25 protein-coding genes and 2 tRNA genes are annotated in these 26,422 nt (G+C 44.2%); 12 read left to right on the plus strand and 15 right to left on the minus strand.

Annotated features, from left to right (window positions below; genetic code table 11):
- Nucleotides 1–330 precede the first annotated feature (330 nt).
- From ubiU to QS795_RS15740, 9 genes are all read left to right on the plus strand, one after another.
- The gene (ubiU, locus tag QS795_RS15700; RefSeq protein WP_154628813.1) at nt 331–1,326 is read left to right on the plus strand and encodes a ubiquinone anaerobic biosynthesis protein UbiU; all 996 of its coding nucleotides are present in this window, start codon (nt 331–333) and stop codon (nt 1,324–1,326) included.
- A gap of 42 nt (nt 1,327–1,368) precedes the next feature.
- Nucleotides 1,369–2,244: a U32 family peptidase gene (locus tag QS795_RS15705; protein WP_154603016.1), complete on the plus strand. Its 876-nt coding sequence runs from the start codon at nt 1,369–1,371 to the stop codon at nt 2,242–2,244.
- A 129-nt stretch (nt 2,245–2,373) separates the two neighbouring features.
- Nucleotides 2,374–2,784, plus strand: a complete 411-nt coding sequence (locus tag QS795_RS15710; RefSeq protein ID WP_286269924.1) for a PAAR domain-containing protein — start codon at nt 2,374–2,376, stop codon at nt 2,782–2,784.
- 6 nt (nt 2,785–2,790) lie between these two features.
- A complete protein-coding gene (locus QS795_RS15715; protein WP_286269925.1) occupies nt 2,791–3,291 on the plus strand; it encodes a DUF4123 domain-containing protein in 501 nt (166 codons plus the stop codon).
- Nucleotides 3,281–3,619 (plus strand): hypothetical protein, encoded by a 339-nt coding sequence (locus tag QS795_RS15720; RefSeq protein WP_286269927.1) that lies wholly within the window; start codon nt 3,281–3,283, stop codon nt 3,617–3,619. Before QS795_RS15715 ends, QS795_RS15720 begins: the two co-directional genes overlap by 11 nt.
- 1 nt (nt 3,620) lies before the next feature.
- Nucleotides 3,621–4,379 carry a Tox-REase-5 domain-containing protein gene (locus QS795_RS15725; RefSeq protein ID WP_286269930.1) on the plus strand — a complete coding sequence of 253 codons (759 nt, stop codon included), beginning with the start codon at nt 3,621–3,623 and terminating at the stop codon, nt 4,377–4,379.
- Nucleotides 4,380–4,392: 13 nt separating this feature from the next.
- Nucleotides 4,393–5,070, plus strand: a complete 678-nt coding sequence (locus QS795_RS15730; RefSeq protein ID WP_286269932.1) for an Imm52 family immunity protein — start codon at nt 4,393–4,395, stop codon at nt 5,068–5,070.
- A gap of 128 nt (nt 5,071–5,198) precedes the next feature.
- On the plus strand, nt 5,199–5,876 hold the full coding sequence (locus tag QS795_RS15735) for an Imm52 family immunity protein (RefSeq protein WP_286269934.1): 678 nt from the start codon (nt 5,199–5,201) through the stop codon (nt 5,874–5,876).
- A 237-nt stretch (nt 5,877–6,113) separates the two neighbouring features.
- The gene (locus QS795_RS15740) at nt 6,114–6,593 is read left to right on the plus strand and encodes a hypothetical protein (protein ID WP_318626618.1); all 480 of its coding nucleotides are present in this window, start codon (nt 6,114–6,116) and stop codon (nt 6,591–6,593) included.
- Between the two features lie 40 nt (nt 6,594–6,633).
- Here QS795_RS15740 and QS795_RS15745 read toward each other — a convergent pair whose 3' ends face one another.
- From QS795_RS15745 to QS795_RS15755, 3 genes are read right to left on the minus strand one after another with little or no spacing between them, the layout of a single operon-like run.
- Nucleotides 6,634–7,791 (minus strand): ABC transporter permease, encoded by a 1,158-nt coding sequence (locus QS795_RS15745; protein WP_154603113.1) that lies wholly within the window; start codon nt 7,789–7,791, stop codon nt 6,634–6,636.
- Nucleotides 7,791–8,936 (minus strand): ABC transporter permease, encoded by a 1,146-nt coding sequence (locus tag QS795_RS15750; RefSeq protein WP_318626619.1) that lies wholly within the window; start codon nt 8,934–8,936, stop codon nt 7,791–7,793. Before QS795_RS15750 ends, QS795_RS15745 begins: the two co-directional genes overlap by 1 nt.
- A gap of 11 nt (nt 8,937–8,947) precedes the next feature.
- Nucleotides 8,948–9,919, minus strand: coding sequence for an HlyD family secretion protein (locus QS795_RS15755; protein ID WP_154603019.1), 972 nt, complete (start codon nt 9,917–9,919; stop codon nt 8,948–8,950).
- Nucleotides 9,920–10,406: 487 nt separating this feature from the next.
- On the opposite strand from QS795_RS15755, the gene QS795_RS15760 reads away from it, so the two are divergent.
- The 3 genes from QS795_RS15760 to QS795_RS15770 are packed head-to-tail and all read left to right on the plus strand — an operon-like array spanning nt 10,407 to nt 13,233.
- Nucleotides 10,407–12,089, plus strand: a complete 1,683-nt coding sequence (locus QS795_RS15760; protein ID WP_286270073.1) for a LytS/YhcK type 5TM receptor domain-containing protein — start codon at nt 10,407–10,409, stop codon at nt 12,087–12,089.
- Between the two features lie 32 nt (nt 12,090–12,121).
- Nucleotides 12,122–12,838 (plus strand): two-component system response regulator BtsR, encoded by a 717-nt coding sequence (gene btsR, locus QS795_RS15765; RefSeq protein WP_286269939.1) that lies wholly within the window; start codon nt 12,122–12,124, stop codon nt 12,836–12,838.
- A gap of 23 nt (nt 12,839–12,861) precedes the next feature.
- Nucleotides 12,862–13,233: a YjaA family stress response protein gene (locus QS795_RS15770; protein ID WP_286269941.1), complete on the plus strand. Its 372-nt coding sequence runs from the start codon at nt 12,862–12,864 to the stop codon at nt 13,231–13,233.
- A 72-nt stretch (nt 13,234–13,305) separates the two neighbouring features.
- Here the strand turns inward: QS795_RS15770 and QS795_RS15775 are convergent, their stop codons facing one another.
- The 12 genes from QS795_RS15775 to secG form a co-directional block, all read right to left on the minus strand.
- Nucleotides 13,306–15,273: a DEAD/DEAH family ATP-dependent RNA helicase gene (locus tag QS795_RS15775; RefSeq protein ID WP_286269943.1), complete on the minus strand. Its 1,968-nt coding sequence runs from the start codon at nt 15,271–15,273 to the stop codon at nt 13,306–13,308.
- A gap of 169 nt (nt 15,274–15,442) precedes the next feature.
- Nucleotides 15,443–16,360, minus strand: a complete 918-nt coding sequence (gene nlpI / locus QS795_RS15780; RefSeq protein ID WP_154599704.1) for a lipoprotein NlpI — start codon at nt 16,358–16,360, stop codon at nt 15,443–15,445.
- A gap of 81 nt (nt 16,361–16,441) precedes the next feature.
- Nucleotides 16,442–18,562 (minus strand): polyribonucleotide nucleotidyltransferase, encoded by a 2,121-nt coding sequence (gene pnp / locus QS795_RS15785; RefSeq protein WP_154637997.1) that lies wholly within the window; start codon nt 18,560–18,562, stop codon nt 16,442–16,444.
- Nucleotides 18,563–18,842: 280 nt separating this feature from the next.
- Nucleotides 18,843–19,112, minus strand: coding sequence for a 30S ribosomal protein S15 (gene rpsO / locus QS795_RS15790; RefSeq protein ID WP_006814502.1), 270 nt, complete (start codon nt 19,110–19,112; stop codon nt 18,843–18,845).
- Between the two features lie 114 nt (nt 19,113–19,226).
- On the minus strand, nt 19,227–20,180 hold the full coding sequence (gene truB / locus QS795_RS15795) for a tRNA pseudouridine(55) synthase TruB (RefSeq protein ID WP_132496364.1): 954 nt from the start codon (nt 20,178–20,180) through the stop codon (nt 19,227–19,229).
- On the minus strand, nt 20,180–20,590 hold the full coding sequence (rbfA, locus tag QS795_RS15800) for a 30S ribosome-binding factor RbfA (RefSeq protein WP_036949056.1): 411 nt from the start codon (nt 20,588–20,590) through the stop codon (nt 20,180–20,182). The genes truB and rbfA overlap by 1 nt, the downstream gene beginning before the upstream one ends.
- Before the next feature lie 85 nt (nt 20,591–20,675).
- On the minus strand, nt 20,676–23,414 hold the full coding sequence (gene infB, locus QS795_RS15805; protein ID WP_132496363.1) for a translation initiation factor IF-2: 2,739 nt from the start codon (nt 23,412–23,414) through the stop codon (nt 20,676–20,678).
- A 23-nt stretch (nt 23,415–23,437) separates the two neighbouring features.
- On the minus strand, nt 23,438–24,946 hold the full coding sequence (gene nusA / locus QS795_RS15810; RefSeq protein WP_154603024.1) for a transcription termination factor NusA: 1,509 nt from the start codon (nt 24,944–24,946) through the stop codon (nt 23,438–23,440).
- Between the two features lie 23 nt (nt 24,947–24,969).
- The gene (gene rimP, locus QS795_RS15815) at nt 24,970–25,422 is read right to left on the minus strand and encodes a ribosome maturation factor RimP (RefSeq protein WP_006662411.1); all 453 of its coding nucleotides are present in this window, start codon (nt 25,420–25,422) and stop codon (nt 24,970–24,972) included.
- Nucleotides 25,423–25,635: 213 nt separating this feature from the next.
- A tRNA-Met gene (locus QS795_RS15820) sits at nt 25,636–25,712 on the minus strand.
- 57 nt (nt 25,713–25,769) lie between these two features.
- A tRNA-Leu gene (locus QS795_RS15825) sits at nt 25,770–25,859 on the minus strand.
- 106 nt (nt 25,860–25,965) lie between these two features.
- Entirely contained in the window at nt 25,966–26,310 is a 345-nt protein-coding gene (secG, locus tag QS795_RS15830) for a preprotein translocase subunit SecG (RefSeq protein WP_286269949.1), read from the minus strand.
- Nucleotides 26,311–26,422 lie beyond the last annotated feature (112 nt).

The following is a 26,422-nucleotide window of genomic DNA, read 5'->3' on the forward strand; positions in this document are numbered from 1 at the left end:
AAAGCAGCCGCTTGGACAATTTTAATACCTATAATGACTAAGATTATAGATAACATTGATGTGTAGATGTAAAGATAGTCAGAGATATACCGTTATTTATCCGATATAAGGACATATTTTGCCAAAAAATAACGTGATGATACCGATCCTATATCAATCTTTATCCATCTCGCCAATATTTATTTCCAATAATCTCTACACTTTTATAATAGTCACGAAATAACTATCTCGCCTACAACATTCCAAGCTTCTCTGCGCTAAATCAAAACCTCTACCAGACCCCTTGTCTAGAATGACCAATTGCTAAATTTTTATACAGAGAAAAAGCTAATGGAATTACTCTGCCCTGCGGGGAATTTACCTGCCTTAAAAGCTGCTGTTGATAATGGTGCCGATGCGGTGTACATCGGACTCAAAAATGATACTAACGCGCGCCATTTTGCAGGTTTGAATTTTACGGAAAAAAATCTGCATGAAGCAGAGCGTTATATCCACCAGCGTAAGCGTAAATTGCATATTGCGATAAACACCTTCGCTCACCCTGATGGTTATCAACGCTGGCAGAACTCTGTTGATTTAGCGGCAGATCTAGGAGCCGATGCCCTGATCCTCGCCGATATAGCGATGTTAGAGTACGCGGCCAATAAATACCCGCATATTGAGCGCCATGTTTCTGTGCAAGCTTCTGCAACTAACACGGAAGCCATTCGTTTCTATCAGCGTAACTTTCAGGTACATCGTGTGGTGCTCCCTCGCGTGTTATCCATTCATCAAGTTAAACAACTCGCCAAAACCAGTCCTGTACCGCTGGAAGTGTTTGCTTTTGGTAGCTTGTGCATTATGGCTGAAGGCCGCTGCTATCTTTCTTCCTACTTAACGGGAGAATCACCGAATACCGTCGGCGCTTGTTCTCCTGCACGTTTTGTTCGCTGGCAACAGACTGAAAATGGCATGGAATCCCGCCTCAATGATGTGCTGATCGACAGCTACCAAAAAAATGAAAATGCCGGTTATCCAACCCTGTGTAAAGGGCGCTATGTGGTGGATGAGCAGAAATACCATGTTCTTGAAGAGCCTACCAGTCTCAATACCATTGAGCTGCTACCTGAGCTGATGAGTGCCAATATCGCTTCGGTAAAAATTGAAGGTCGTCAACGCAGCCCTGCCTATGTCACCCAAGTGACCAAGATTTGGCGTCAGGCCATCAATCGCTATAAATCCAACCCAGACGGTTTTGTGACAGATCCTAGGTGGCTCAAAGCCCTTGGTGACCTTTCTGAAGGTAGCCAAACCACCCTTGGAGCGTATCACCGTAAATGGCAATAACTGGCGCACATCATTCATCAGCATGGATTAATGGGTAACATAATGAAATATGCATTAGGCTCAGTACTGTATTACTGGCCAACATCAACTTTACAGGATTTTTATCAGCAGGCAGCAGACAGCGACGCGGACATTATTTATCTCGGGGAAACGGTATGTAGCAAGCGCCGTGATATGAAACCCAATGACTGGATTGAGCTTGCTAAGCAGCTAGCGGGAAGCGGTAAACAGATTATTCTCAGCACTCTAGCACTACTACAAGCCCCCTCTGAGCTGAAAGAAATCAGTAAATTAGTCGATAATGGCGAGTTTTTGATTGAAGCGCACGATTTTGGTGTCGTCAACATGCTGGCAGAGCGCAAATTGCCTTTTGTAGCAGGTCATGGGCTTAACTGTTATAACGCCCCCTCACTGAATATTTTGCTACGCCAAGGCATGATGCGCTGGTGTATGCCCGTTGAGCTTTCCCGTGACTGGCTGGTGAATTTGCTCAACCAATGTGAAGAGTTAGGTATTCGCGATAAGTTTGAAGTAGAGGTTTTCAGCTACGGTCACCTACCACTGGCTTATTCTGCCCGCTGTTTTACCGCTCGTTCGGAAAACCGCCAAAAAGATGAGTGCGAAACCTGCTGCATTAATTACCCGCAAGGGCGCAAAGTGATGTCACAGGAACAACAGCAAGTGTTCACGCTTAATGGCATCCAAACCCTGAGCGGCTACTGCTATAACTTAGGCAACGATATTTCGTCCATGCAGGATTTGGTGGATATTGTGCGGGTTTCCCCTGAAAGCCTTGAGTCCCTCGATGTGATTAGGCAATTTAAAGCCAACCAATACGGGCAGTCCCCACTGAGCATTCCCGACCAAAGCTGTAATGGCTATTGGCGTAATATTGCCGGATTAACCCTAGAGGCGTGATGGGCTTTTGTCTATTTTGACTCGATGATCTGTGATTAGTCTTATTCTTTAAGTTAAATTTAAGTTCACCATTGAAAATTTAACTTAAGTATAAAATAATCAGTCCTCCATTATGGATGAGGACTGATTATGGCAATAGGATATTTTTTGCGGGTAGGTGATAAAACAACCTGCGGAGGACAAATATTAACGGGAGACAATACCATGCAATGGTATGGTGTTGCCGGTGCTCGTGAAGGCGATATGGTCAGTTGCGGCAAGCATTCTGGACGATTTTATATTATTGGCGGCTGCCAAAGTGTTTGGGATGAAGGGCGCAAAGTCGCGGGAACACTTGAAAGCATCAGTTCATGCCCCTGTCGGGCTCGTTTTATTCATTCAATTCAAGACTGTTATAGTGATGAATATAGCGATAAAAGCAGCGCTATCCCCCCGGTATCACCATCAATTCCCCCTTCCATTGTTACCAAAAAAATCTGTATTAGTTGCTTAATGAAAGCGGCTGAGTCTGGGCAAATGTTAGTAGTGAGAGAAGGATAATGATCAATGAATAATCAGCATCCTATTTTTAACTATTTTGAGCGTTACCCTGATGCCAAACATTATTGTCTGATTTGCGGACTACAGTATGAACGCTACTTTGATGAAGCGCTTCAAAATAATTATGGAACAGCAAGCCCACTGTTTAAGCAACCTTCAGATACAGAAATCGCGTGGGCTGGCCCGTGGTTGATTGATGTGACTCATCGGCATGACTTGCTGGCTGATTTAATGCAATTAGAGTCTAAATCTCCTGCATTATCTTGGCTAGTCAGTGATTTATCGTTGGATAAGTTAACGTCTCACTTCTCTGACCTTCTTAATGTGAGTTTACCTGATAACAAAACGGCATTATTCCGGTTTTATGATCCCCGCGTAACGCACAATATGCCCCAAGTTCTCACCCTTGAACAATTTAATGAGATAACGATGCCTCTCATTGCATGGTATTACCGCTTTGAAGGGCAATTTTATGCATTACAAGGAGGGCGATTAAATGCAGTTTAGCGAAGAACAATTAACCAAAATTCAAAACATCGAGCAAAGTGATTATGTCGCCCAAGTTATTGCTGACTTTTATCGACATCACCCTGATAAATTACAAGTAATTGAAACATTAAATAGTCGTCTGCAATCTGCTTTTCGGTATTTGCTATCCCTAAGGTTTACCAAAGAGCCTTTAATTCGTTCTTTTTTGTTCTATGAAGCGTGCTCCCCTTACTTTTATTTGAAGCCTGAAATTAGAGATATGCTTGAGGAAAACGGTCGAAATCCAGAGCAGCAATACCAAGATTTTTTACGGATAGCCATGAAATTGATTGAATGGAGAACTTAATATGCCAGTTCCTTTAATTATTGCAGCTGCAGGAACGGTCACATTAGGTGGATTAGTGCTAGTCACCCATGAAGCCTCAAAAATCGGCTTCCCCTCTTCGTCAGGTAGTGGAGATGATGAGTGGGGAAATACTAGTTATGAAGATAAAATTCGGGAATATGAAAGTATTGCGATCGGTGGCGAGTTTGATGATGAAGAAAAGAAACGAGGTAATAATCAAGGTGCTGCTGTAGGTGCTACAGCCGGGGCATCTGTTGGTGTTGCTGCCATTGAAGCCAGTAAAGGCTGTCAGGACTGCCCTGCGATCCCTTATATTGTTCCTCATCAAAATGATATTACCAATACACGCACGCCCAATGCTTATGCGTATCAAGCAAGAATTTGTAATACACAAATCAGAACTGTCGATACCCCCGCAGGGCAAATGAGATACATTGATGAATGGAAGTGCACAATTCCCGTGCCAACCAGAACCCTAAACCCGTTAGTGGAATTTGATGGCTGGAAGCCTGATGAATGTAACTTTATTGAAACGAAAGATAACTTCGATTTTGCATTTGATAAAGATGGTAATGTGAAGTCTTTTTTTAGTAAGGGCGGGAAACCACTTAAGCAAGCTTCAGAACAAAACTGGTTATGTGAATTTCCATTGAAAAAAAAGTCATATTCTGATTGGCATTTCTCTCAGAAAAACATGTATCTATTCTGTACTAGAATATTTCAATCATTACCACAAATTAGAACGCATCACACAACTTAATATAGGTAAAATAATGAATTTAAATATTGAATTGGATATTTCATTAAATGATAAAATGGTGAAAAGTACTGTTATTGACATATTTCAGTTTATGATTGAATTTTCAAAGAAAATGGCATCTGCTGAACCTGATATTTGGTATTTTTGTGGGGATTCACAAGAGGAAGCGTTAGAATATAAAGCATTTGAAAATGGCAAACCAACAAGTTTTTTTACAGATGAATATGAGATTAGCAATATAGAGGGTATTTGGGCTGGAGATGATAATGCACTAGTTATGGTTAGTAATGGAAGTGGTTCAGTCTATAGACTCAATTTTGATTTAAGAAGGGTTGTTAGTTTTAGCTTTGATATGTTGCTTGACCTTATCTCTGAAAGTGCAATTAAATTCAATTTAATCGATATTAGAGTTAATACAAATGGCTATAGCTACCATCAAAGAAATGTTTTCCCTGATAAACTTCCCGTTGGCTGGATGCTTTATTTAAATAAAAAAATAACGCAACAACAGGTTCCCATGGCAGCCCAGCTTATCCATATCGATAATGACAAAAATCACGGAACATTAATTATCAGTACTGACCATGTTTTTGATGGTGAAAATAAAGAGGATATTAAAAAAGCCAATGAAATCGAAATCCAGCTTGCTGGGCTGGGATTATTGCCGTTAATTCGGGAAATATATAGTTAGGTTGTTACGAGGTATCTAGGGTACGATAACGTAGCAATCAACTCAATTATCGTACTCTAGACGCTAAACTCTATTTCTACATCTATTTATTAAAATCATGGTTAAAATTACTTACACTAGGATAACTTATGGATTTATCAATTAAAGTAGATATCGAATTACGTGAAGAAATATCAATCCCTTTGTTGATTAATATTTTTGAAAAAATGATATTAACATGTGAGAGTATTACTAATGAAAAGGAAAGCTCATGGTACTTAACTGCTGACACTCTTGAAGAAGCATTACAAAAGAAAGCATTTAACCTATACACGCCGACTGATTTATTAAAAAACATGCCTTATTTTGATTGGATGGAATCAATATGGGCTAATGAAAACAAGGCATTAGATATAAAATATACAAGTTCAGGATTAATATATAATCTGGAATTTAAACTACGTGATATCAACCCGCCTAGTCAACCTAAACTAATTGAATCACTAAAAAAATATTTTTTAACCTATAAAATAGTCTGTATAAGAATTGATACTAATAAATATAGATATAATAAAAGAAATGTTTTTCCAGACAGACTTCCCGTTGGCTGGATGCTTTATTTAAATAAAAAAATAACGCAACAACAGGTTCCCATGGCAGCTCAGCTTATCCATATTGATAATGAAAAAAATCACGGAACATTAATTATCAGTACCGACCATGTTTTTGATGGTGAAAATAAAGAGGATATTAAAAAAGCCAATGAAATCGAAATTCAGCTCGCTGGGTTGGGGTTACTGCCATTAATACGAGAGATATATAGTTAATTTTTTAAGCGGTATTGACCCTAGAGGCGTAATGAATTTTCTATTTATGATAGGCTCTCTAGCGAACCTCCTCATTCCATGGCCAATCACCAACAAAAACCTGCGCAATTTTTCATCAATAACCGGCCTATACCCAGAATATCCCCCAAACAGATACGGAGTTATCTCCTTTGAATTCAGTTGACGTACGGTAGATTAGATAAGCAATCAAACTCACAAACTAATAAGGAAATACCCGTGATAAAACGTACCCTGCTCGTCATGACACTTTTTTTAGCGGGATGCTCAACATCCCTTGAGTACACCAAAGCGGATCTCGAACAAAACCAAGAGGTGAGTTACTCCGATTCTGGGTACTATCGCGTGGTCTTTAAAGGGAAAAAAGTTCTTTCAGTACCTGAAAATGCCCATATTGTGGCAGGCACCGAAGATAATGTGGTTGGAAAATTGAACCAAGATGGCAAAACGGGTGAGTTTGTGATTGCAGGGCTTGCCGCCAAAAGCAATGGCAACATTAGTTCCCAAGTGGGTGGCCACGATTATAATTTGAGTTTCCTATTAACCGATGGAAATGATTTACCACTTTCATCAGTCAATTACATCATTATCAATGACTGTAATGGGGAAGCCTATTCGGGCAAAACCAATGCTAACGGACGCACATTTTCGGTTTCAACTGCTGAAGAGTGTAATTTAAGCCTTAGCGTTGTAGAGTGATTCTCAAAAAGTAAGCGGTCTAAAATCAACCGCTTACTTTTTATTTATGCAGATGTTTACGCCACCGATGAATGACATGACTAAGGTGGCGCAGTTCGCCATCTCGTAACATGCCAATAAACACACCGATAAACGAGTAAATCACCCCAAGCACCAGCATCATCACAATATCCATCAAGATATCTCTAAATGGCAGCCCCATTTGGTTGATCCCCGCCATCGCGTTAGTCGCCCATGTGGATGGCAACGCAGAGGCTATCATCCGTACCCAGTCCGGCATGGCCTGCAGTGGCCAAATCGTACCGGACATATAGAACACCGGCGTGGTGATAAACGCCAATGTCAGGTAGATCATTTCCACACTACGCAAACATTCCGTGACCAGCTTCCCTAACCCAATAACGGCGAGTAAGAATGGGAAGGTCAGCATCCAAATCTGGTACAACGGCGCTTCTTGCCGATAACCCAAAATCCATGGCCATAAGGCAAAAAACACGGTCGAAAGAAATAACCAGATAGGCACCAGCGCCGACAACGCCCCCAGATAAACCGCTAATGGGGGTTTACCTTTTGGTGTAGAGCGAATAGCAATACTGACCCGCACACACGCAATTAATAAGGAGTGCTGCAATAACATCACCAGCAAGCCAGGGAAGATAATCGCCGCAAAGCTAATACCGGGGTTATACAGCGGCTCAGTCTCACTGCGAACAGGGGCAATAATCACTTTTGCTTGTTCAGGACTGAAACCCGCTTTTTCCAGTAACTGGGTGTTATAGGCGCTCAATAGCGTTTGATACGCTTTCGATAACTCTTGCTGGATTTGCCCACTTGCTAAACGGTTTGTGGCATCCCCATAAACGGGTACCGTGATATTTTTGCCACTAAGCAAATGTTTTTCAAAATCAGTTGGGATGATCACGATGGCAAACAGCTGCCTCGCGATCATATCCTGCCGTGCTTGAGCTAAATTATCGTAACTGTGTAGCTGGACTTTGGGTGTGGCGTCTAAATCGCGGATCAGCTCACGACTTGCGCCTGAGTGATCCATATCGATAACCGCCACAGGCAGATCCCACAATACCGGACGCGCATAGACCAAACTCATAATACAGAGAGAAACGAGCAGCAGCAGCCACATCGGTTTCTCCAGCATGCCCAGCAGTACCTTTTTAAACGTCGCAAAATAGACCGTCATCATACGATACTTCCTTGGGTTTCTAGCCGTTTCACTAAGCGCTTACGGATCAAAAATGCCGTCAGTAACGGATAAATCAGCAAGAATAGGCACACTTGCACAATACGCTCAAACGAGATTTCCCGTAAGAAAATATCAAACATGGCGTTTAAAGTGTGAGTGAGTGGCTCCGCATTCGAAATAATCCGTGCGGGCAAAATCATCGAGAGTTCCGGCACTGCCATGCCAGAAAACGCCAAGGCAATACTCACCAGCATCCCGATTAAGCTGTAAGCCATTATCGCGCTGGACGTGAAGCTAAAGAGTAGTAACCCGATACTCTGCGCCGCTATCACATAGAAGAAGCCCACCAGCATCATATACAGCGGGTTCCCCACCACTTTTGCATCGAAGATAGTGACCAGCGCCGCCAGTTCCACAATCAGTAACGTCGTGAAAAATAACGTATATGGCGCCATTTTGCCTAACAGTGCCATTGAAAATGGCTTCACGCTTTGAAGAATGGTGCCGCGAGACATGGTGTAAATAGTGGCAGTGACCACAAACAGTTGCAGCATATGGATGGTCGCCGCAAATTGTTGGTAATAAATATAGCTGCCACTTGGGTTAAAGAGGCTATCGTAAGAGAGCGTGACTTGCGCCAATGCCGGTAGCGATTGCCCCATCGATCTTGCCATTTCTTGACGGTATTTGGCGTTAAGTTCCGCAACCAAGCCGCTAAAATCTTGAATAGCATAACTGCCAGATGCGTAAAATAGCGCATTGTAGTACATGCGCAATTCAGGCTGGCGTCCTCGCAATATATCCTCCTCAAAATTTTTGGGGATATAGAGCAAGGCATAATCTTTGGCGCTACCCAGCTGTTTGATGGATGTCACTAAGTTGCCATCAATCGCTTTCACTTCCGCATGAGGACCCGCATCAAGATCGCGGATAATTTGCCTTGAAATTGGGCTGTTGTTGTTATCTACCACCGAAACTGGCACATCCATCAGCGTTCCCTCTGAGAAGTTAGCGCTAATTAACGTAAACAGCATCAAAGGGAATAGCCAACTCAGCCAGTGAAAGACTGGGCTGCGGATCGCCATTTGGGTTTCGCGGCTAAAAGCATGTTCAAAACCATGCCAAGCGAATTTGAGTTTCATGGCGTCACCTGTTATTTATCCCAGTGCCACAAGACGCTCATCCCCGGTCGTAATCCTTCAATCGGTTGTTGTGGATACAAGCGAACTTCAAAGGTTTTCAGGTCGAAATCCCCTGTCGCACGGGTGGCTCGTTTAGTCGCGTAATCCCCTTTCGGTGCAATATAGCGAACTTCGGCTTCCACGGTTTTATCCCCTAAGGCTGGAACCGTCAGCTCAATTTTGTCCCCTTTTTTCACACCCACTAAAATGTCTTCACGTAGGTTATAAACAAAATAGGCTTGAGGGAGGCTGATCAATGAGATTAAAGGGCTACCTGCATTGAATAATTCACCAATTTCTGCAGGGATTGGACCGACTTCACCATCCACAGGGGCTTTCACTTGCAAGTCATCCAGTTGAACTTGGAGTTCAGCAAGTTTTTGCTCTGCTTGCTTCACTGCGGCTTCATATTGTTGACGCTGCTCGATACGATCGCCGTTTTTCCCTTCTTCCAAACGTGCCTTAGCACTTTGGACTTGTTGGAATGCAACATCTTTTGCTTTACGGGCGGTATCTAACTCATTCGCGGAGACATACCCTTTGCCTGAAAGATTATTTAAACGGGTAAATTCACGAGAAGCATTTTGGTATTGAGAATTTGCTTGAGCTACCGCAGCTTGCAGGTCACGCAGCGTCTCTTCACGAGTCCCGTTTAAGGATTGGTCGAGTTGGGCTTGAGCTTGATCCTTAGCCGCTTTTAATGCCGCATATTGGGCTTGTAACTCTGGGCTTTCTAAGGTGATCAGTAACTGCCCTTTTTTCACATCATCCCCGCGTTCTACATGGCGTTCAATGACTCTGCCTTTGGCTTTTGAAGTCACGATGACTTCCGGTGCGTCCACTTCCCCTTGCAATAATAAAAATTGATTATGGGAATGAAAAAGCGCCGCAGCAGCAATTAAGATCAGCATAAGCAAGATCAGTATGATGGTTCTTTTTTTCATTATGTATGTGGGCCTTGAATAATAACGGAGGAAACTACTTTTTCATTATGACAATAAATTAACACTAACGTTAAGAAATTTGTGCGCAAAATCACGCTTTAGCGGTCTTTTTTAGTCTGAGGGGCTTTGGCGCTTATGTCAAATAATGATGTTTTGCTAATTATTAAATGACGATTACTTAACCAGCCCAATAAGATACAATATCTCCCAAAAGTATATGGCTAAACCCACTGAGCGCAGCTAACACCCTCATAATGTAAAATATAGAATGTGAAATATAATGGGCCATACTCTAACATGCTCTAAATAGTTCGCATTATGGGTAGACGGCAAGAGAAGATATCTCTAGGAGCATACAAAAGTATGTGACTAGAGGAGCTGAACGTAGCCAACACCCCCATAATGTGAAATATGACGAGCATACAAAAGTATGTGACTAGAGCAGCTGAGCGCAGCCAACACCCCCATAATGTGAAATATGACGAGCATGTACGAATTCGACTTGATTTTATTACTACTACAACAAATGTGCGTCTACCTTGTTATCGCTTGGGCACTCAGCCGCACTCCATTGGTCACCCCACTTCTTAAGGTTACTATCCGCCTACCTCATAAAGTGATGTGCTACCTGATTTTCTCAGTATTTTGCATCATCGGTACTTATTTTGGTTTACATATCAATGATTCCATAGCTAACACTCGTGCTATTGGCGCCGTACTTGGCGGATTATTAGGCGGCCCTGCAGTGGGTTTTGCTGTTGGGTTTACTGGTGGGATCCACCGATACTCTTTGGGTGGAATGAGCGCTTTCGCTTGTATGATCTCGACCATTGTCGAAGGCTTAATTGGTGGACTAGTCCATCGCTACTATATGAAGCGCGGGGAAATTAATAAAATTTTTAACCCTGTTACCGCCAGCTGCGTTACCTTTTTCGCTGAAATCATCCAGATGCTGATTATTTTACTCATCGCTCGCCCATTCGATGAAGCCTATGAATTAGTGAAAAATATTGCCGCACCGATGATCATTGCCAATACCATCGGGGCAGCCATGTTTATCCGTATATTGCTGGATAGACGCGCCATCGTCGAGAAATACACCACAGCATTTTCCGCTCAAGCCTTGAAAATAGCCTTATGTACTGAAGGTATTTTGCGTAAAGGCTTCAATGCGGATAACAGCATGAAAGTGGCGAAAATTATTTATCAAGAGTTAGATATTGGTGCGGTGGCCATTACGGATCGAGAAAAAATTCTCGCCTTTATCGGACTAGGCTCCGATCACCACATTCCGGGGACACCTATCTCATCCATTCAATCTAGGCAGGCCATTGATAATAATGAAGTGGTCTATGCCGATGGTAACGAAACTCCCTATAAATGCTCATTAAGCTCTTCATGCAAACTGGGCTCGACCCTCGTGATCCCACTGAGAGGTGAAAACCAGCGAGTCATTGGAACCATCAAATTATACCAAGCCAAAAATAGCCTCTTTAGCTCCATCAACCGTACGCTAGGGGAAGGAATTGCCAGCCTATTTTCTGCCCAAATTTTGGCGGGACAATATGAGCGTAATAAACAATCCTTACTGCAATCGGAAGTCAAACTGCTTCACGCACAAGTGAACCCGCATTTTCTCTTTAATGTGCTCAACACATTACAGGCTGTGATCCGCAAAGATAGCCAGCAAGCAGGACAGCTTGTGCAATATATCTCCACCTTCTTTCGTAATAACTTAAAACGTCCAGAGCAGAATGCGACACTAGGGGAAGAAATTGAGCACATCAATTCATACCTACAAATTGAAAAGGCGCGATTCCAAGAGAGTTTACAGATCCATTTAGATATCCCCGATAAGGTTAAACAGGTGGAATTACCCGCGTTCACACTGCAACCGATTGTCGAAAACGCAATAAAACATGGCACTTCACAGTTATTAAATACCGGATACATTACAATACGTAGCTATATTCGCTGTGAACATGTCTATATTGAAATTGAAGATAATGCCGGTTTATACCAGCCAAGTGGACAATCTGACGGCTTAGGGATGGGCTTAGTCGATAAACGCTTGCGCCTGAAATACGGTGAAAAATATGGAATAGGCGTGGAGTATGAACCTGAAAAATTCACCCGCGTAAAAATTCGCTTGCCCTACATGTCCACTTAATCACATTGCACATAATAAATGATAATAACGCTATGAATGTATTGATCGTTGATGACGAACCCCTAGCACGTGAAAACGTGCGCTGCTTACTCGAGGAGCATGACGATATCGAAATTATTGGCGAGTGCGCCAATGCCATTGAAGCCATCGGTTTGATCCACAAAAAAAAGCCTGATGTGGTGTTTTTAGATATTCAAATGCCCCGAGTTACGGGATTAGAAATGGTGCGTATGCTCGATCCTGAAGAGCGCCCACATATTGTTTTTCTGACGGCATTTAATGAGTTTGCTATCCAAGCTTTCGAAGAGCATGCTTTCGACTATCTACTTAAACCCCTTGAACCAGAAAGATTGGCAAAGACTTTAGCTCGTTTACGCCAAAATAAACTGAAACAGAATCTCGAGCTTCTCGATAACAACGAACCGCTCAAATTTATTCCTTGTACCGGACACAGCCGCATTTATTTGATGAAATTAGATGATGTCCAATATGTCACTTCACGTATGAGCGGCGTGTATGTGATGAGTACCCAAGGACAAGAAGGCTTTACCGAATTAACCTTGCGCACATTAGAAATGCGTACGCCGTTAGTGCGTTGCCATCGTCAATATTTAGTGAATATGGCCCAGCTCAGAGAGATTTTATTTGGGGATAATGGACAAGCCGAATTGGTGCTATGCTCAGGTGGGCATATTCCCGTTAGCCGCCGCTATTTAAAACCGTTGAAAGAGGCGTTAGGGTTAATTTAACGAGTGACTCAGGAGAAAAGGTTATGGCTGATTTTTACCTGCAAATTCGAACCAATTCGATGACATTGAAAAATCTCGACACCCATGAAGAACGCAGTGCAACGGGTGAGTTTTCAGTCCAAAGGATGGTTATCGGAGATTTTTTTAAAGCCGAATTTGTGCTGTATCAGTTGGTCTGCAATATGGGTCTAAAAGTCCGTCGCCCTTTTGCGTCGAAACATCGTGTTTTGGTTCAAGCCCTCGAAATTATTGAAGGTGGCGTGAATATGGTGGAAGAGCGCCTATTTAGCGAAATTGTTTACGGGGCATTTAATCAGCGAGTGAAAAAAGTGGTGGTGAGCCGATCACCACTGCCTATGCCTCAGCGAGAAGCGAAAGCCTTATTAACTGCATAAAAAAAACCGCATTTAAAAAATGCGGTTTTTTTGTATTTATCTCAGCCACATTAACGTGGCTGGATAGCGCTACTATGCGTTGTGGCTGCTGCTACGACGACGTGGTGCTGCATTGGTGCCATCTTGGCGCGGTGCAGAGTTACCACGGTCACGGTTGCCGCCATCACGGTTTCCACCACGACGGTTGCCGCTGAAGCCTTCGCGATCACCACCGCTACGACGACCATCACGATCGCCACCACGGTCATTACGACGACCTGCACCGAAACCACCTTCGCTGCCGCCTTCACGACGTGGGCCACCACGACGTTCGCCACCGCCACGACGCTCAAATGGTTGAGCATCACCGATCAGTTGCATTTGCATTGGTTTGTTCAGTACACGCGCACGGCTTAAGTGAGTTAACACTTCGCTTGGCATACCTTTTGGTAACTCGATAGTTGAGTGAGTACCAAACAGTTTGATATTACCAATGTAGCGGCTGCTGATGTCTGCTTCGTTCGCAATCGCACCAACGATATGACGAACTTCAACACCGTCATCACGACCCACTTCGATACGGTACATTTCCATATCGCCAACATCACGACGCTCACGACGAGCACCACGGTCGCCGCGCTCTGCACGGTCAAAACCGTTGCCGTTGCTGTTGCGGTCACGACGGTCGCCACGACGATCATCACGGTCGTTGAATTCACGACGCGGACGACGCGGTGCATCTGGTGGCAGGATCAGAGCGCGTTCGCCTTGAGCCATTTTCAGTAATGCCGCTGCTAAAGTTTCCATATCTACATCTTCAGATGGAGACATTTTCGCTAACAGTGAACGGTACTGATCTAAGTCGCTACTTTCTAATTGCTGTTGAATTTGTTCAGCAAATTTCGCCTGACGACGTTGGCTTAATACGTCAGCATCTGGCAATTCCACTTCAGGAATAGTCAGTTTCATTGTACGTTCAACGTTGCGCAGTAAACGACGCTCACGGTTCTCAACGAACAGTAATGCACGACCCGCACGACCCGCACGACCGGTACGACCGATACGGTGAACGTAAGATTCCGCATCCATTGGGATGTCGTAGTTAACAACTAAGCTGATACGCTCAACATCCAGACCACGTGCTGCAACGTCAGTTGCGATCAGGATATCTAAACGACCATCTTTTAAGCGCTCTAATGTTTGTTCACGCAGTGCTTGGTTCATGTCACCATTCAGTGCCGCACTGTTGTAGCCATTACGCTCAAGCGCTTCTGCAACTTCTAAGGTTGCGTTTTTGGTACGAACGAAAATAATCGCCGCATCGAAATCTTCAGCTTCTAAGAAACGTACCAGCGCTTCATTTTTACGCATGCCGTAAACAGTCCAGTAGCTTTGAGCGATATCTGGACGTGTAGTAATGCTCGACTGAATGCGGATCTCTTTAGGATCTTTCATAAAGCGACGAGTAATACGACGGATTGGTTCTGGCATTGTTGCCGAGAACAGCGCAGTTTGGTGTTCTGCCGGAATCTGGCTCATGATGTTTTCAACATCATCGATGAAGCCCATACGCAGCATTTCATCAGCTTCGTCTAATACTAAGCCTTTCAGTTTAGAAAGATCTAAAGTACCGCGCTTCAGGTGGTCTAACAGACGACCTGGAGTACCAACAACCACTTGTGGTCCTTGGCGTAATGCACGAAGTTGAACGTCATAACGTTGACCGCCATATAAGGCAACCACGTTGACACGGTTCATGTGTTTAGAGAAATCGCTCAGTGCTTCAGCAACTTGCACCGCTAACTCACGTGTCGGTGCCAGTACTAAAATTTGTGGCGCTTTTAAATCAGGGTCGATGTTATGCAGTAATGGCAAACCAAATGCAGCGGTTTTACCACTACCTGTTTGTGCCATACCTAATACATCATTACCATCCAATAACAATGGAATACATTGTTGCTGGATTGGAGATGGTTTTTCGTATCCCAGGTCGCTTAGTGCGTTCAAAATAGATGCTGATAAACCTAGATCAGCAAAAGACATATCGGTCTCAGTCGTCATGTAAAGGTGCCTCATACTTAGTGGCGGCCAGTTTACATAACGGAGCGAAAATCATTTCGGTCATTATCATTTAAAATGTGAACTGGCTCAAATTGTGTTATTAAACGAACAAATAAACCCTCACCCGGGTGGATGATGGCTTAAAAATGAATAGAGAAATGTTCGTCAGCTATTGCTGGCCCGATTCTAATAGGTCGTCTTGTTCTTGGCCTAACAGCGCCAATTCCAACAATGCGTAGCGGTGCTCAACAAAGCTGTGTGCGTTGTTAGCTACCGTCAGTTTGAATAACGCAGTTGCGCTATCCTTATCCCCCAGACTTAGGTAATGCTTACCTAAATAGAAGTTAGTTTCACTGAGATGCTCAGCGAGCGAAGTGTTATCCGTAGATGTCTCTTTCAAACGCTCCATCAATGTCGTTTCATTGATATTGCCAAGATAGAATTCTACGATATTCCAGCCCCATTGCCCTTTCTCCGCTTGATTGTAGCGGGCAGCAAGATTGTCTTGTGCCATACGCGGGTCTATGTCTTTCTCTACGAGATAAAGCCACAGAGTACGAAAAGGATCATTTGGATCTATCTGATAATACGCCAGCAGATCATCCTGCGCTAATTTGTATCGTCCACCGTAATATAATGCGATGCCACGATTCATTCGCGCGAAATTGTAAGTTGGATCAAGCTCTAAAACAGAATCAAACGCTTCATAGGCGGCATCATAGTTGCCAGCCTGCGTAAAATATATTCCTAAAAAGTTAAAGATTTCAGGAATATCCGGACGGATTGACAACGCAGTTGAAAAATCATTACGTGCCAGCGCCCTTAAACCGAGACTATCATACAGTACTCCGCGCTCATATAAAAGCTGCGCGTACTCATCATCGGTCAAAGATCGGCTCGCAAGGATTTGTTCCATACGAGCCAAAATCACTTCTTGTTGTAATGAAGGCTGCAATGGAACTGCAAAAACCTCGTTTTTACGCCAATCTTTATTACTACATCCAATAATAATAAAAAAGATGAACGCGGATAGCACACGAACTAAGGTGCGGCTATCGATAAAACGAAAGTTAATACAGTTCTGCATACTACGCCCTTACATTACCACTAGTCAGCAAATTTAGGCTGATAGCGCCCAAGTTTATCAGGCGCTACACTTTCGGTCAGCTTATTCTGCTGATTCCTGCTGTGCTGGAGCTTCTTCGCCAGCAACAGCTTCTTTCATGCTCAGGCGAATACGGCCTTGACGGTCGATTTCTAACACCTTAACAGGAACTTCTTGACCCATTTGCAGGTAGTCAGTCACTTTCTCTACACGCTTGTCAGCGATTTGAGAAATGTGAACCAGACCTTCTTTACCGCCACCGATAGCAACGAATGCACCGAAGTCAACAATACGAGTCACTTTACCTGGGTAGATACGACCCACTTCAACTTCTGCAGTGATGTCTTCGATGCGACGAATTGCTTCTTTCGCTTTCAGGCCATCAGTTGCTGCGATCTTCACAGTACCGTCATCTTCGATTTCGATAGTTGTGCCTGTTTCTTCCGTTAATGCGCGGATAACAGAACCACCTTTACCGATGACATCTTTGATCTTGTCTGGGTTGATACGGATGGTGTAAATGCGTGGAGCGAACTCAGAGATCTCTTCACGTGGACCATTGATAGCTTGTTCCATTGTGCCAAGGATATGCAGACGCGCACCTTTAGCTTGGTTCAGAGCCACTTGCATGATTTCGCGAGTGATACCTTCGATTTTGATATCCATTTGCAGTGCGCTGATACCGTCACGGCTACCCGCTACTTTAAAGTCCATATCACCTAAGTGGTCTTCGTCACCTAAGATGTCAGACAGGACAACGAAATCGTCGCCTTCTTTCACCAGACCCATCGCGATACCCGCAACAGCCGCTTTAATTGGTACACCAGCATCCATCAGAGCCAGAGACGCACCACATACAGATGCCATTGAAGAAGAACCGTTAGATTCCGTGATTTCAGAAACCACACGTACTGTGTACGGGAATTCTGCTTGTGAAGGCATAACTGCCAGCACACCACGTTTCGCTAAGCGACCGTGACCAATTTCACGACGTTTAGGTGAACCAACCATACCAGTCTCACCAACAGAGTATGGAGGGAAGTTGTAGTGGAATAAGAAGCGGTCAGTGTATTCGCCCATTAATTGGTCGATAACCTGTGCATCACGCTCAGTACCTAATGTTGCAGTAACCAGCGCCTGAGTTTCACCACGGGTGAACAGTGCAGAACCGTGAGTACGTGGCAGAACACCAGTACGAACGTCCAGCGCACGAACCATGTCTTTCTCACGACCATCGATACGTGGCTCACCACGGATAACGCGGCTACGAACAACTTGTTTTTCTAAGTGAGCAAGAATGTCTGACACTTCAGAAACATCGACGTTTTCATCTTCAGCAACCAGAGTTGCAATCACTTCGTCTTTGATCAAGTCAACTTGAGCATAACGCTCTTGTTTCTCAGTGATACGGTAAGCATCGCCCATACGGCTTTCAGCCAGTGCAGCAACGCGATCGTTCAGAGCTTGGTTAACTGGCTCTGGCTGCCAATCCCATTTCTCTTTGCCCGCTTCTTTGACTAATTCATTGATGTTCTGAATAACAACTTGTTGTTGATCGTGACCGAACACAACTGCACCCAGCATTTGCTCTTCGCTTAACAGTTCAGCTTCTGACTCAACCATTAATACTGCGCTGTCAGTACCTGCAACTACTAAATCCAGACGGCTTGATTTTAATTCATCAGCAGTTGGGTTCAGAACATATTGGTCATTGATAAAACCAACACGTGCAGCACCGATAGGACCATTGAATGGAACACCAGACAGTGCCAGTGCAGCAGATGCACCGATCATCGCAACGATATCTGGGTTAACTTGTGGGTTAACAGAAACAACGGTAGCGATGATTTGGATTTCGTTCAGGAAGCCTTCTGGGAACAGAGGACGTAATGGACGGTCAATCAGACGTGCAACTAAAGTTTCGCCTTCACCAGGACGGCCTTCACGACGGAAGAAGCTACCTGGGATACGACCTGCAGCGTAAGTACGCTCTTGGTAGTTAACCGTTAAAGGGAAGAAATCTTGCCCTTCTTTAACTTTTTTCTGTGCCACAGCAGTCACGAATACTGCGGTGTCATCCATGTTTACCATCACCGCCGCCGTTGCTTGGCGTGCGATCATTCCTGTTTCTAATGTTACGGTATGCTGGCCATACTGGAACTTACGAACAATAGGATTTAACAAAATATTACCCTTTTTGTAAGGCTACGAGAGATTCTCAAGTAGCATGGTTTATTTTCTGACTACAGCCTCGCGACTAATGAGAGGATTGATATTCCAATCATCAATTCTCTCATTAGTCGCGCGAATACGGATGTAGTTTTAAGTGGTTTTAATTAAAACAGTCAATTATCGATAATAGCTTAACATTTTAGTTAAGTATAATTCGAGTATTACTTCAACTTTCAACTAACTTTTAGAAGAAAAGGGGCCATTTGGCCCCTTTCCTCTGAAACTGACAAGATTAACGACGCAGACCCAGACGCTCGATCAGCGCTGTGTAACGTGCGATATCTTTACCTTTCAGGTAAGCTTGTAAACGACGACGCTGAGCAACCATACGCAGCAGACCACGACGGCTGTGGTGATCTTTTTTGTGCTCGGAGAAGTGACCTTGCAGATGGTTGATTTGTGCAGTTAACAGAGCGATTTGAACTTCGCTTGAACCCGTGTCGTTTTCACCGCGGCCGAATTCAGCAACGATTTTCGCTTTCGCTTCAGTACTTAGAGACATAATAAACTCCAAAATAATATAAATTTAAGTGATGAGAGCCAATCTCTAATTTAGCATCTCAAGATTTAGCGCCGTCATTCTACGCTGCTTAGGGCAGCAAAGCAATAAGCGCCATTATGCGGACGGTTCATTTTCAACGACCAAACGCTTCGGTGCAATACGTCCATCTTCACTAATCAAAGCAATACCGATAAACCGCTGCTCTGAACCACAAGTGACTCGGATCATGTCGCCTTCCACTAGGTCTTTTACATCACCACGAACAGGTTGACCCTGTTTAAAATACGCGGCTGTTTCCTCAGTAATATTCACTGCAGGAAAATGAACCACTGCGGTATCCATTGGCAATAATAGCGAATCGAGCAAGGATTCAAATGAGCCTTCTCCCGCATCCACTTTTGCCCGCAAAGCAGCTAATTGTTCCAACGTGACCATACGATCGTAAGGATAATTTGCCACTTGTACACGACGCAGATAAGTGACGTGCGCACCACATCCTAACATTTCACCTAAATCGTCAATAATAGTCCGAATATAGGTGCCTTTAGAACAGTGAATTTCCAGTTCTAATTCGTTGTTATCCCAACGAATAAACTGAAGTTCATACACTGTAATTGGGCGTGCTTCACGCTCTACCGTAATACCTTTACGTGCGTATTCATATAATGGGCGCCCTTGATGTTTCAGCGCTGAATACATGGAAGGCACTTGCAGGGTATCCCCTCGAAAATGTTCGAGGGCTTCCTCAAGTTGCTGTGCCGTAAAAGTGATATCGCGTTCGCTGATGATTTCACCATGGGAGTCGGAAGTATCCGTTCGTTGACCAAGGCGAGCAATCACGCGATAGCGCTTATCTGAATCGAGTAAAAACTGTGAAAATTTCGTCGCTTCGCCAAGGCAGACTGGCAACATACCGGTCGCTAATGGATCCAGTGCCCCAGTATGCCCAGCTTTATTCGCGTTGAAAAAGCGCCGCACTTTTTGCAGCGCATCGTTTGAGGAAATATCGGTGGGCTTATCTAACAGCACAACGCCGTCAATATTGCGCCCGCTACGACGACGCCCCATTATTTTTCCTCTTTACTATCTGTACCTGCACGACGCTCTTCGTCATTACGAATCACGTTCGATACTAAGTTAGACATACGCATACCATCAACTAGTGAGTTGTCATATTCAAACGTTAACTCAGGAATAATACGTAAACGCATTGCTTTCCCCAGTAATGAACGAATGAAACCTGACGCTTCATTTAATGCTTTAATGCCGTCTGCAACCATCTCTTCTTCACTTTTTTCATTCGCAAAGTTGAAGAAAGTGACGAAGACTTTACCGTATGCCAGATCCCGTGACAGCTCTACACCAGAAACGGTTGCCATGCCAATACGGGGATCTTTGATTTCGCGCTGCAAGATAATCGCAATTTCTTTTTGCATTTCTTGAGCTACGCGCTGAGAACGACTGAATTCTTTTGCCATCGTTAATCTCCTGACAATAAAGGGGGCAATAGCCCCCTCATTAATACTATTTTGTCACCACGATACTTCGTGGGTACTCACAAAATTAACCGTCGATTGAACGTTTAACTTCGATAACTTCAAAGACTTCGATCATATCGCCGACACGGACATCGTTGTAGTTCTTAACACCGATACCACATTCCATACCGTTACGAACTTCGCTAACGTCATCTTTAAAGCGACGCAGTGATTCCAGCTCACCTTCGTAGATAACCACGTTATCACGCAGAACGCGGATTGGGTTATTACGCTTGATGGTACCTTCAGTAACCATACAACCAGCAACTGCACCAAATTTCGGTGATTTGAACACATCACGGACTTCTGCAAGACCCATGATTTGCTGTTTGTATTCAGGTGCCAACATACCGCTCATCGCTTGTTTGATTTCATCAATCAGGCTATAGATGACGGAGTAGTAACGTAAATCAACGCTTTCGCTTTCAACTACGCGACGAGCAGATGCATCGGCACGGACGTTAAAGCCAAGAATGATCGCATTAGAAGCTGCAGCCAGAGTTGCATCAGTTTCAGTGATACCACCCACGCCAGAACCGATGATTTTGATTTTAACTTCATCAGTTGACAGTTTCATCAGAGAGTCAGTGATAGCTTCACAGGTACCTTGAACGTCAGTTTTCAGTACGATATTCAGTTCAGAAACTTTACCTTCTTCCATGTTAGCAAACATGTTTTCCAGTTTAGATTTCTGCTGACGAGCTAATTTCACATCACGGAATTTACCTTGACGATACAGGGCAACTTCACGCGCTTTTTTCTCATCACGAACAACTGTCGCTTCATCACCCGCTGAAGGAACGCTGGACAGACCCAGGATCTCAACTGGCATTGAAGGGCCGGCAGACAGAACTTCTTTACCTAATTCGTTGCGCATTGCACGAATACGGCCGTATTCAAATCCACACAGTACGATGTCGCCTTTGTTCAATGTACCTTCTTGAACTAAGATAGTTGCCACTGGGCCACGACCTTTGTCTAGGTAAGATTCAACAACCACACCGCTTGCCATGCCTGCATATACCGCTTTCAGTTCTAAAACTTCAGCTTGCAGCAAGATAGCATCTAACAGTTCATCGATACCGGTACCCACTTTCGCAGACACACCGATAAACTGAGTGTCACCGCCCCACTCTTCAGAAATAACGCCGTACTGAGACAGCTCATTTCTGACGCGATCTGGGTCAGCTTCTGGTTTATCCATTTTGTTGACCGCCACAACGATTGGCACACCTGCTGCTTTCGCATGCTGGATAGCTTCGATTGTTTGTGGCATAACACCATCATCTGCAGCAACAACCAGAACAACGATATCCGTTGCCTGAGCACCACGAGCACGCATTGATGTAAACGCGGCGTGACCTGGGGTGTCTAAGAAGGTGATCATACCTTTGTCAGTTTGAACGTGGTATGCACCGATGTGCTGAGTAATACCACCTGCTTCGCCTGATGCTACTTTCGTTGAACGAATGTAGTCCAGTAAAGAGGTTTTACCGTGGTCAACGTGACCCATGATGGTAACAACTGGCGCGCGAGCTTCTTTAACTGCTGAGCCAGTGTCACGGTCGTTCATTACCGATTCTTCTAACTCATTCTCACGACGCAGAATAACTTTGTGACCCATTTCTTCTGCAACTAATTGTGCAGTTTCTTGGTCAATCACTTGGTTGATGGTTGCCATTGCACCCATTTTCATCATCGTTTTGATGACTTGGGAGCCTTTAACTGCCATCTTGTTAGCTAATTCGCCAACAGTGATAGTTTCGCCGATAACAACGTCACGGTTTACCGCTGCAACTGGTTTGGTGAAGCTTTGTTGTAAAGAGCTTCCTTTACGTTGCTTACCTTTAGTGCGACCTGAGCGGCCAGCAGCGCGTTCTTCTTCGCGATCCGCTTTTTCAGAAAGTTTGTTGCCTTTCTTCTGGCGAGGTGCTTTAGCAGAACGGTTACGTGAACGACGACCTTCTTCTTTCTCATCACTTTCATCTTCCGCCGCACGAGCGTGGGTAGATGTTGTTGTGTGATAGTCGCTATCATCTTCAGATTTGCTATCTGAGTTCCAGTCTTCGCCTTTTTCTTCAGCCATTTTACGGGCTTCTTCAGCAACACGGCGCGCATCAGCTTCAACTTTACGTTGAGTTTCTTCTTCCGCTTTGCGTTTCAGTTCAGCAGCTTCGGCTTCAAGGCGCTGTTTGTCAGCGTTACTTTCAGTTGCCGCTTTGCTTGGTTTTTGATTTTCGCTTTGTTTCACTTTTTCTCTTTCCGCTACTTCGCGCGTAGCTTTATCAGCTGCTTCACGTTTTGCTTTCTCTTCGGCTTCACGTTTTGCGTTAGCTTCTGCGTCACGTTTTGCAGCGTCTTCTGCTGCACGTTTCGCTTCTGCTTCACGTTTTGCCAGTTCCTCAGCTTCGCGCTGTGCTTGCTCTTCCGCTTCACGCTGCGCCTGCTCTTCCGCTTGCGCTTCTTCAGCGTCGCGGTTCACATAAGTGCGTTTTTTGCGGACTTCAACATTTACCGATTTGCTTTTGCCACCGGTGACTGGAACACTCAGCGTACTACGAGTTTTACGCTGCAATGTTAACTTACTTGGCTGCCCCGCTGCTCCGCCTTGTTCACGGTTTAAGTGGTTCAGTAAAGTTTCTTTCTCAGTCTGGCTAACAGAGTCATTCGCACCTTTCGTGATCCCTGCTTCAGCAAATTGCTGTACCAGGCGTTCAACTGTGGTTTGAATTTCCGTTGCCAGTGATTTTACAGTTTCTGTCATGCCGTTCCTTCCTGCTACAGTGTTTACGCATCGTTTCCGAACCAGCAAATATTACGTGCTGCCATAATGAGTTCGCCTGCTTTCTCATTATTCAGACCTTCGATATCAATCAGGTCGTCGATGCCCTGCTCAGCAAGATCTTCCAGTGTACAGATACCGTGAGTAGCCAAATTATAGGCCAGAGTACGATCCATACCATCAAGATTCAACAAATCTTCTGCTGGCTGATTATCACCCAAGCTCTCTTTTTGAGCTAGTTCAATTGTGGTGAGGGCAGCTTTTGCTCTTTCACGTAGAACTTCAACGGTTTCTTCATCAAGACCGTCAATTTCCAGAAGTTCTTTAATAGGCACGTAAGCCAGTTCTTCTAATGTAGAGAAGCCTTCTTCAACAAGTGTTGTAGCAAACTCTTCATCAATATCTAGATGCTTAGTGAATGTTTCAATAGAAGCATGTGCTTCTGCCTGATGTTTTGCATTCAGCTCTTCCGCAGTCATGACATTCAGTTCCCACTTGTCATCACCACGATGGATTTTCAGTAACTGAGCCGCTAAGCGAACGTTTTGTCCATTACGTCCAATTGCTTGGGCTAAGTTGCTGCTTTCAACGGCAACATCCATCGTACAGTTGTCTTCATCAACCACAATAGATGCCACATCAGCCGGAGCCATAGCATTAATAACGAATTGCGCTGGGTTATCATCCCATAACACAATGTCGATTCTCTCGCCGCCTAACTCACTAGAGACAGCTTGAACACGAGCCCCGCGCATACCAACACAAGCACCAACTGGGTCGATACGTTTGTCGTTAGTTTTTACTGCGATTTTTGCACGAGAACCTGGATCGCGAGCTGCTGCTTTAATCTCGATGATCTCTTCGCCAATTTCTGGTACTTCGATGCGGAATAATTCAACCAGCATCTCTGGACGAGAACGGGTAACAAAAAGCTGTGCACCGCGTGCTTCAGGACGAACATCATACAGTACGCCGCGAATACGGTCACCTGGACGGAAGTTTTCGCGTGGTAGCATATCTTCGCGCAGGATCACAGCTTCTGCGTTATTACCTAAATCTAAGGTAATGTTTTCACGGTTAACTTTTTTAACCTGAGCAGTGATGATTTCACCTTGTTGCTCACGGAATTGGTCAACCACCATCGCACGCTCGGCTTCACGTACTTTTTGTACGATAACTTGCTTCGCGGTTTGCGTGGTAATACGGTCAAATACAACAGATTCGATTTGGTCTTCGACGTATTCGCCTAACTGCAATTCAGGATCTTCGAATTGTGCAGCTTCCAGTGTAATTTCACGAGTTGGCATTGTGACTTCGTCAACAATCACCCAACGACGGAAAGTATCAAAATCACCGGATTTACGGTCGATTTCTACGCGAACATCAATCTCTTGCTCATATTTCTTTTTGGTTGCTGTCGCCAGCGCAGTTTCCAGAGCCTCGAAGATTTTTTCACGAGGGAGGGATTTTTCGTTAGAAACCGCTTCAACAACAGCCAGAATTTCTTTGTTCATCCTAGTTGCCTCATTGAACTTAATTAAAAGTGTGGTACCAAGTTAGCTTTCTGGATGTTGCCGAGGGCGAACACCTCATCCTTACCATCTACAGTAACCGTAATCATTTCACCATCAACGGCTTTGATAATACCTTGCCATCTACGACGGTTCTGCATCGCGATACGCAGTGACAGAGCCACCTCCTCACCCATGAAACGCTCATAATGAGCGATGGTGAACAGTGGACGTTCCATACCCGGTGACGATATTTCAAGGTTATAAATCACAGAAATTGGATCTTCGACATCCAATACTGCACTTACTTGATGGCTGACATCAGCACAGTCATCAACAGTGATGCCTTCTTCACTATCAATGAAAATACGCAGTGTCGACGTGCGCCCGCGAACAAATTCTAAGCCTACAAATTCAAAGCCTAGTGCTTCCACTGGTGCAGAAACCATCTCTGTTAATTTTTGCTCTAATGTGGACAAGCCCACCCCCAGACATAAAAAAAGGGCATAAAGCCCAGTTAATTCGATTGTCAAATAACAAAAAACCCCGAAATTCGGGGCTTTTGTAACTGGACCCATAGTACATGGGTTTACCGTGCTCTTAGTATACCTTGAAAATCTAGATAAATCGATGAGAAATTACGATAACGATATCTGATATTGTTGCGACAAGATATGTATGGCTAAGAGAAATGGTTGCGGGAGCTGGATTTGAACCAACGACCTTCGGGTTATGAGCCCGACGAGCTACCATGCTGCTCCATCCCGCGTTCGAAACGTGACTATTTTACACCGACTATTGTGAGTTCACAAGTCGTCTAAAATAATGGTGCCGAGGACGGGACTTGAACCCGTACGCCCGTTTTGTAGGCACTACCACCTCAAGGTAGCGTGTATACCAATTTCACCACCTCGGCACTGAGGCGAGGTTACTAATTTAATAATCAATAACCTCAAATTTTTAACTTCTTACTGCTTTACTACTAATGAAGACATAAAGTCGTCATTCGGAATCTGTCACACTTAACGAGGAATATCGCTCGTTGGTGTTGCTGGTGCTGCCGGAACGTCTGTTGGTTGCTCGACTTTTGCCGGTTCGCTAATGTTTTCCCACTTACTACCTGAACCAGTTCCATATTTATTGGCAGTCATGTTGCCAAGAATTAAACTGATGATGAAAAACACAGCAGCCAAGATTCCAGTCATACGGGTCATGAAGTTACCTGAGCCCGATGAACCAAACAGTGTTGCAGAAGCGCCCGCACCGAATGATGCACCCATGTCAGCACCTTTACCTTGCTGTAACATGACCAGACCAATTAGGCCGATAGCCGCGAGCAAGAAAACAACTAAAAGAGCTATATACATTTGAGTTACCTATTCAGTTACAGCGCATAGCCTATGCTATGACCCTTATACTGCACACCTACTCAAAACATTATTACAGAATTGAGCAGGTGCGAATACTAACCAAAGCTGA

This window comes from Providencia zhijiangensis, assembly GCF_030315915.2.
Taxonomy (GTDB): domain Bacteria; phylum Pseudomonadota; class Gammaproteobacteria; order Enterobacterales; family Enterobacteriaceae; genus Providencia; species Providencia zhijiangensis.

Excerpts from the sequence above, each read along its gene's own strand:
- ubiU (WP_154628813.1), top strand. The coding sequence starts at position 331 with ATGGAATTACTCTGCCCTGCGGGGAATTTACCTGCCTTAAAAGCTGCT.
- QS795_RS15705 (WP_154603016.1), top strand. The coding sequence starts at position 1,369 with ATGAAATATGCATTAGGCTCAGTACTGTATTACTGGCCAACATCAACT.
- QS795_RS15710 (WP_286269924.1), top strand. The coding sequence starts at position 2,374 with ATGGCAATAGGATATTTTTTGCGGGTAGGTGATAAAACAACCTGCGGA.
- QS795_RS15715 (WP_286269925.1), top strand. The coding sequence starts at position 2,791 with ATGAATAATCAGCATCCTATTTTTAACTATTTTGAGCGTTACCCTGAT.
- QS795_RS15720 (WP_286269927.1), top strand. The coding sequence starts at position 3,281 with ATGCAGTTTAGCGAAGAACAATTAACCAAAATTCAAAACATCGAGCAA.
- QS795_RS15725 (WP_286269930.1), top strand. The coding sequence starts at position 3,621 with ATGCCAGTTCCTTTAATTATTGCAGCTGCAGGAACGGTCACATTAGGT.
- QS795_RS15730 (WP_286269932.1), top strand. The coding sequence starts at position 4,393 with ATGAATTTAAATATTGAATTGGATATTTCATTAAATGATAAAATGGTG.
- QS795_RS15735 (WP_286269934.1), top strand. The coding sequence starts at position 5,199 with ATGGATTTATCAATTAAAGTAGATATCGAATTACGTGAAGAAATATCA.
- QS795_RS15745 (WP_154603113.1), bottom strand. The coding sequence starts at position 7,791 with ATGACGGTCTATTTTGCGACGTTTAAAAAGGTACTGCTGGGCATGCTG.
- QS795_RS15750 (WP_318626619.1), bottom strand. The coding sequence starts at position 8,936 with ATGAAACTCAAATTCGCTTGGCATGGTTTTGAACATGCTTTTAGCCGC.
- QS795_RS15755 (WP_154603019.1), bottom strand. The coding sequence starts at position 9,919 with ATGAAAAAAAGAACCATCATACTGATCTTGCTTATGCTGATCTTAATT.
- QS795_RS15760 (WP_286270073.1), top strand. The coding sequence starts at position 10,407 with ATGTACGAATTCGACTTGATTTTATTACTACTACAACAAATGTGCGTC.
- btsR (WP_286269939.1), top strand. The coding sequence starts at position 12,122 with ATGAATGTATTGATCGTTGATGACGAACCCCTAGCACGTGAAAACGTG.
- QS795_RS15770 (WP_286269941.1), top strand. The coding sequence starts at position 12,862 with ATGGCTGATTTTTACCTGCAAATTCGAACCAATTCGATGACATTGAAA.
- QS795_RS15775 (WP_286269943.1), bottom strand. The coding sequence starts at position 15,273 with ATGACGACTGAGACCGATATGTCTTTTGCTGATCTAGGTTTATCAGCA.
- nlpI (WP_154599704.1), bottom strand. The coding sequence starts at position 16,360 with ATGCAGAACTGTATTAACTTTCGTTTTATCGATAGCCGCACCTTAGTT.
- rpsO (WP_006814502.1), bottom strand. The coding sequence starts at position 19,112 with ATGTCTCTAAGTACTGAAGCGAAAGCGAAAATCGTTGCTGAATTCGGC.
- truB (WP_132496364.1), bottom strand. The coding sequence starts at position 20,180 with ATGGGGCGTCGTCGTAGCGGGCGCAATATTGACGGCGTTGTGCTGTTA.
- rbfA (WP_036949056.1), bottom strand. The coding sequence starts at position 20,590 with ATGGCAAAAGAATTCAGTCGTTCTCAGCGCGTAGCTCAAGAAATGCAA.
- infB (WP_132496363.1), bottom strand. The coding sequence starts at position 23,414 with ATGACAGAAACTGTAAAATCACTGGCAACGGAAATTCAAACCACAGTT.
- nusA (WP_154603024.1), bottom strand. The coding sequence starts at position 24,946 with ATGAACAAAGAAATTCTGGCTGTTGTTGAAGCGGTTTCTAACGAAAAA.
- secG (WP_286269949.1), bottom strand. The coding sequence starts at position 26,310 with ATGTATATAGCTCTTTTAGTTGTTTTCTTGCTCGCGGCTATCGGCCTA.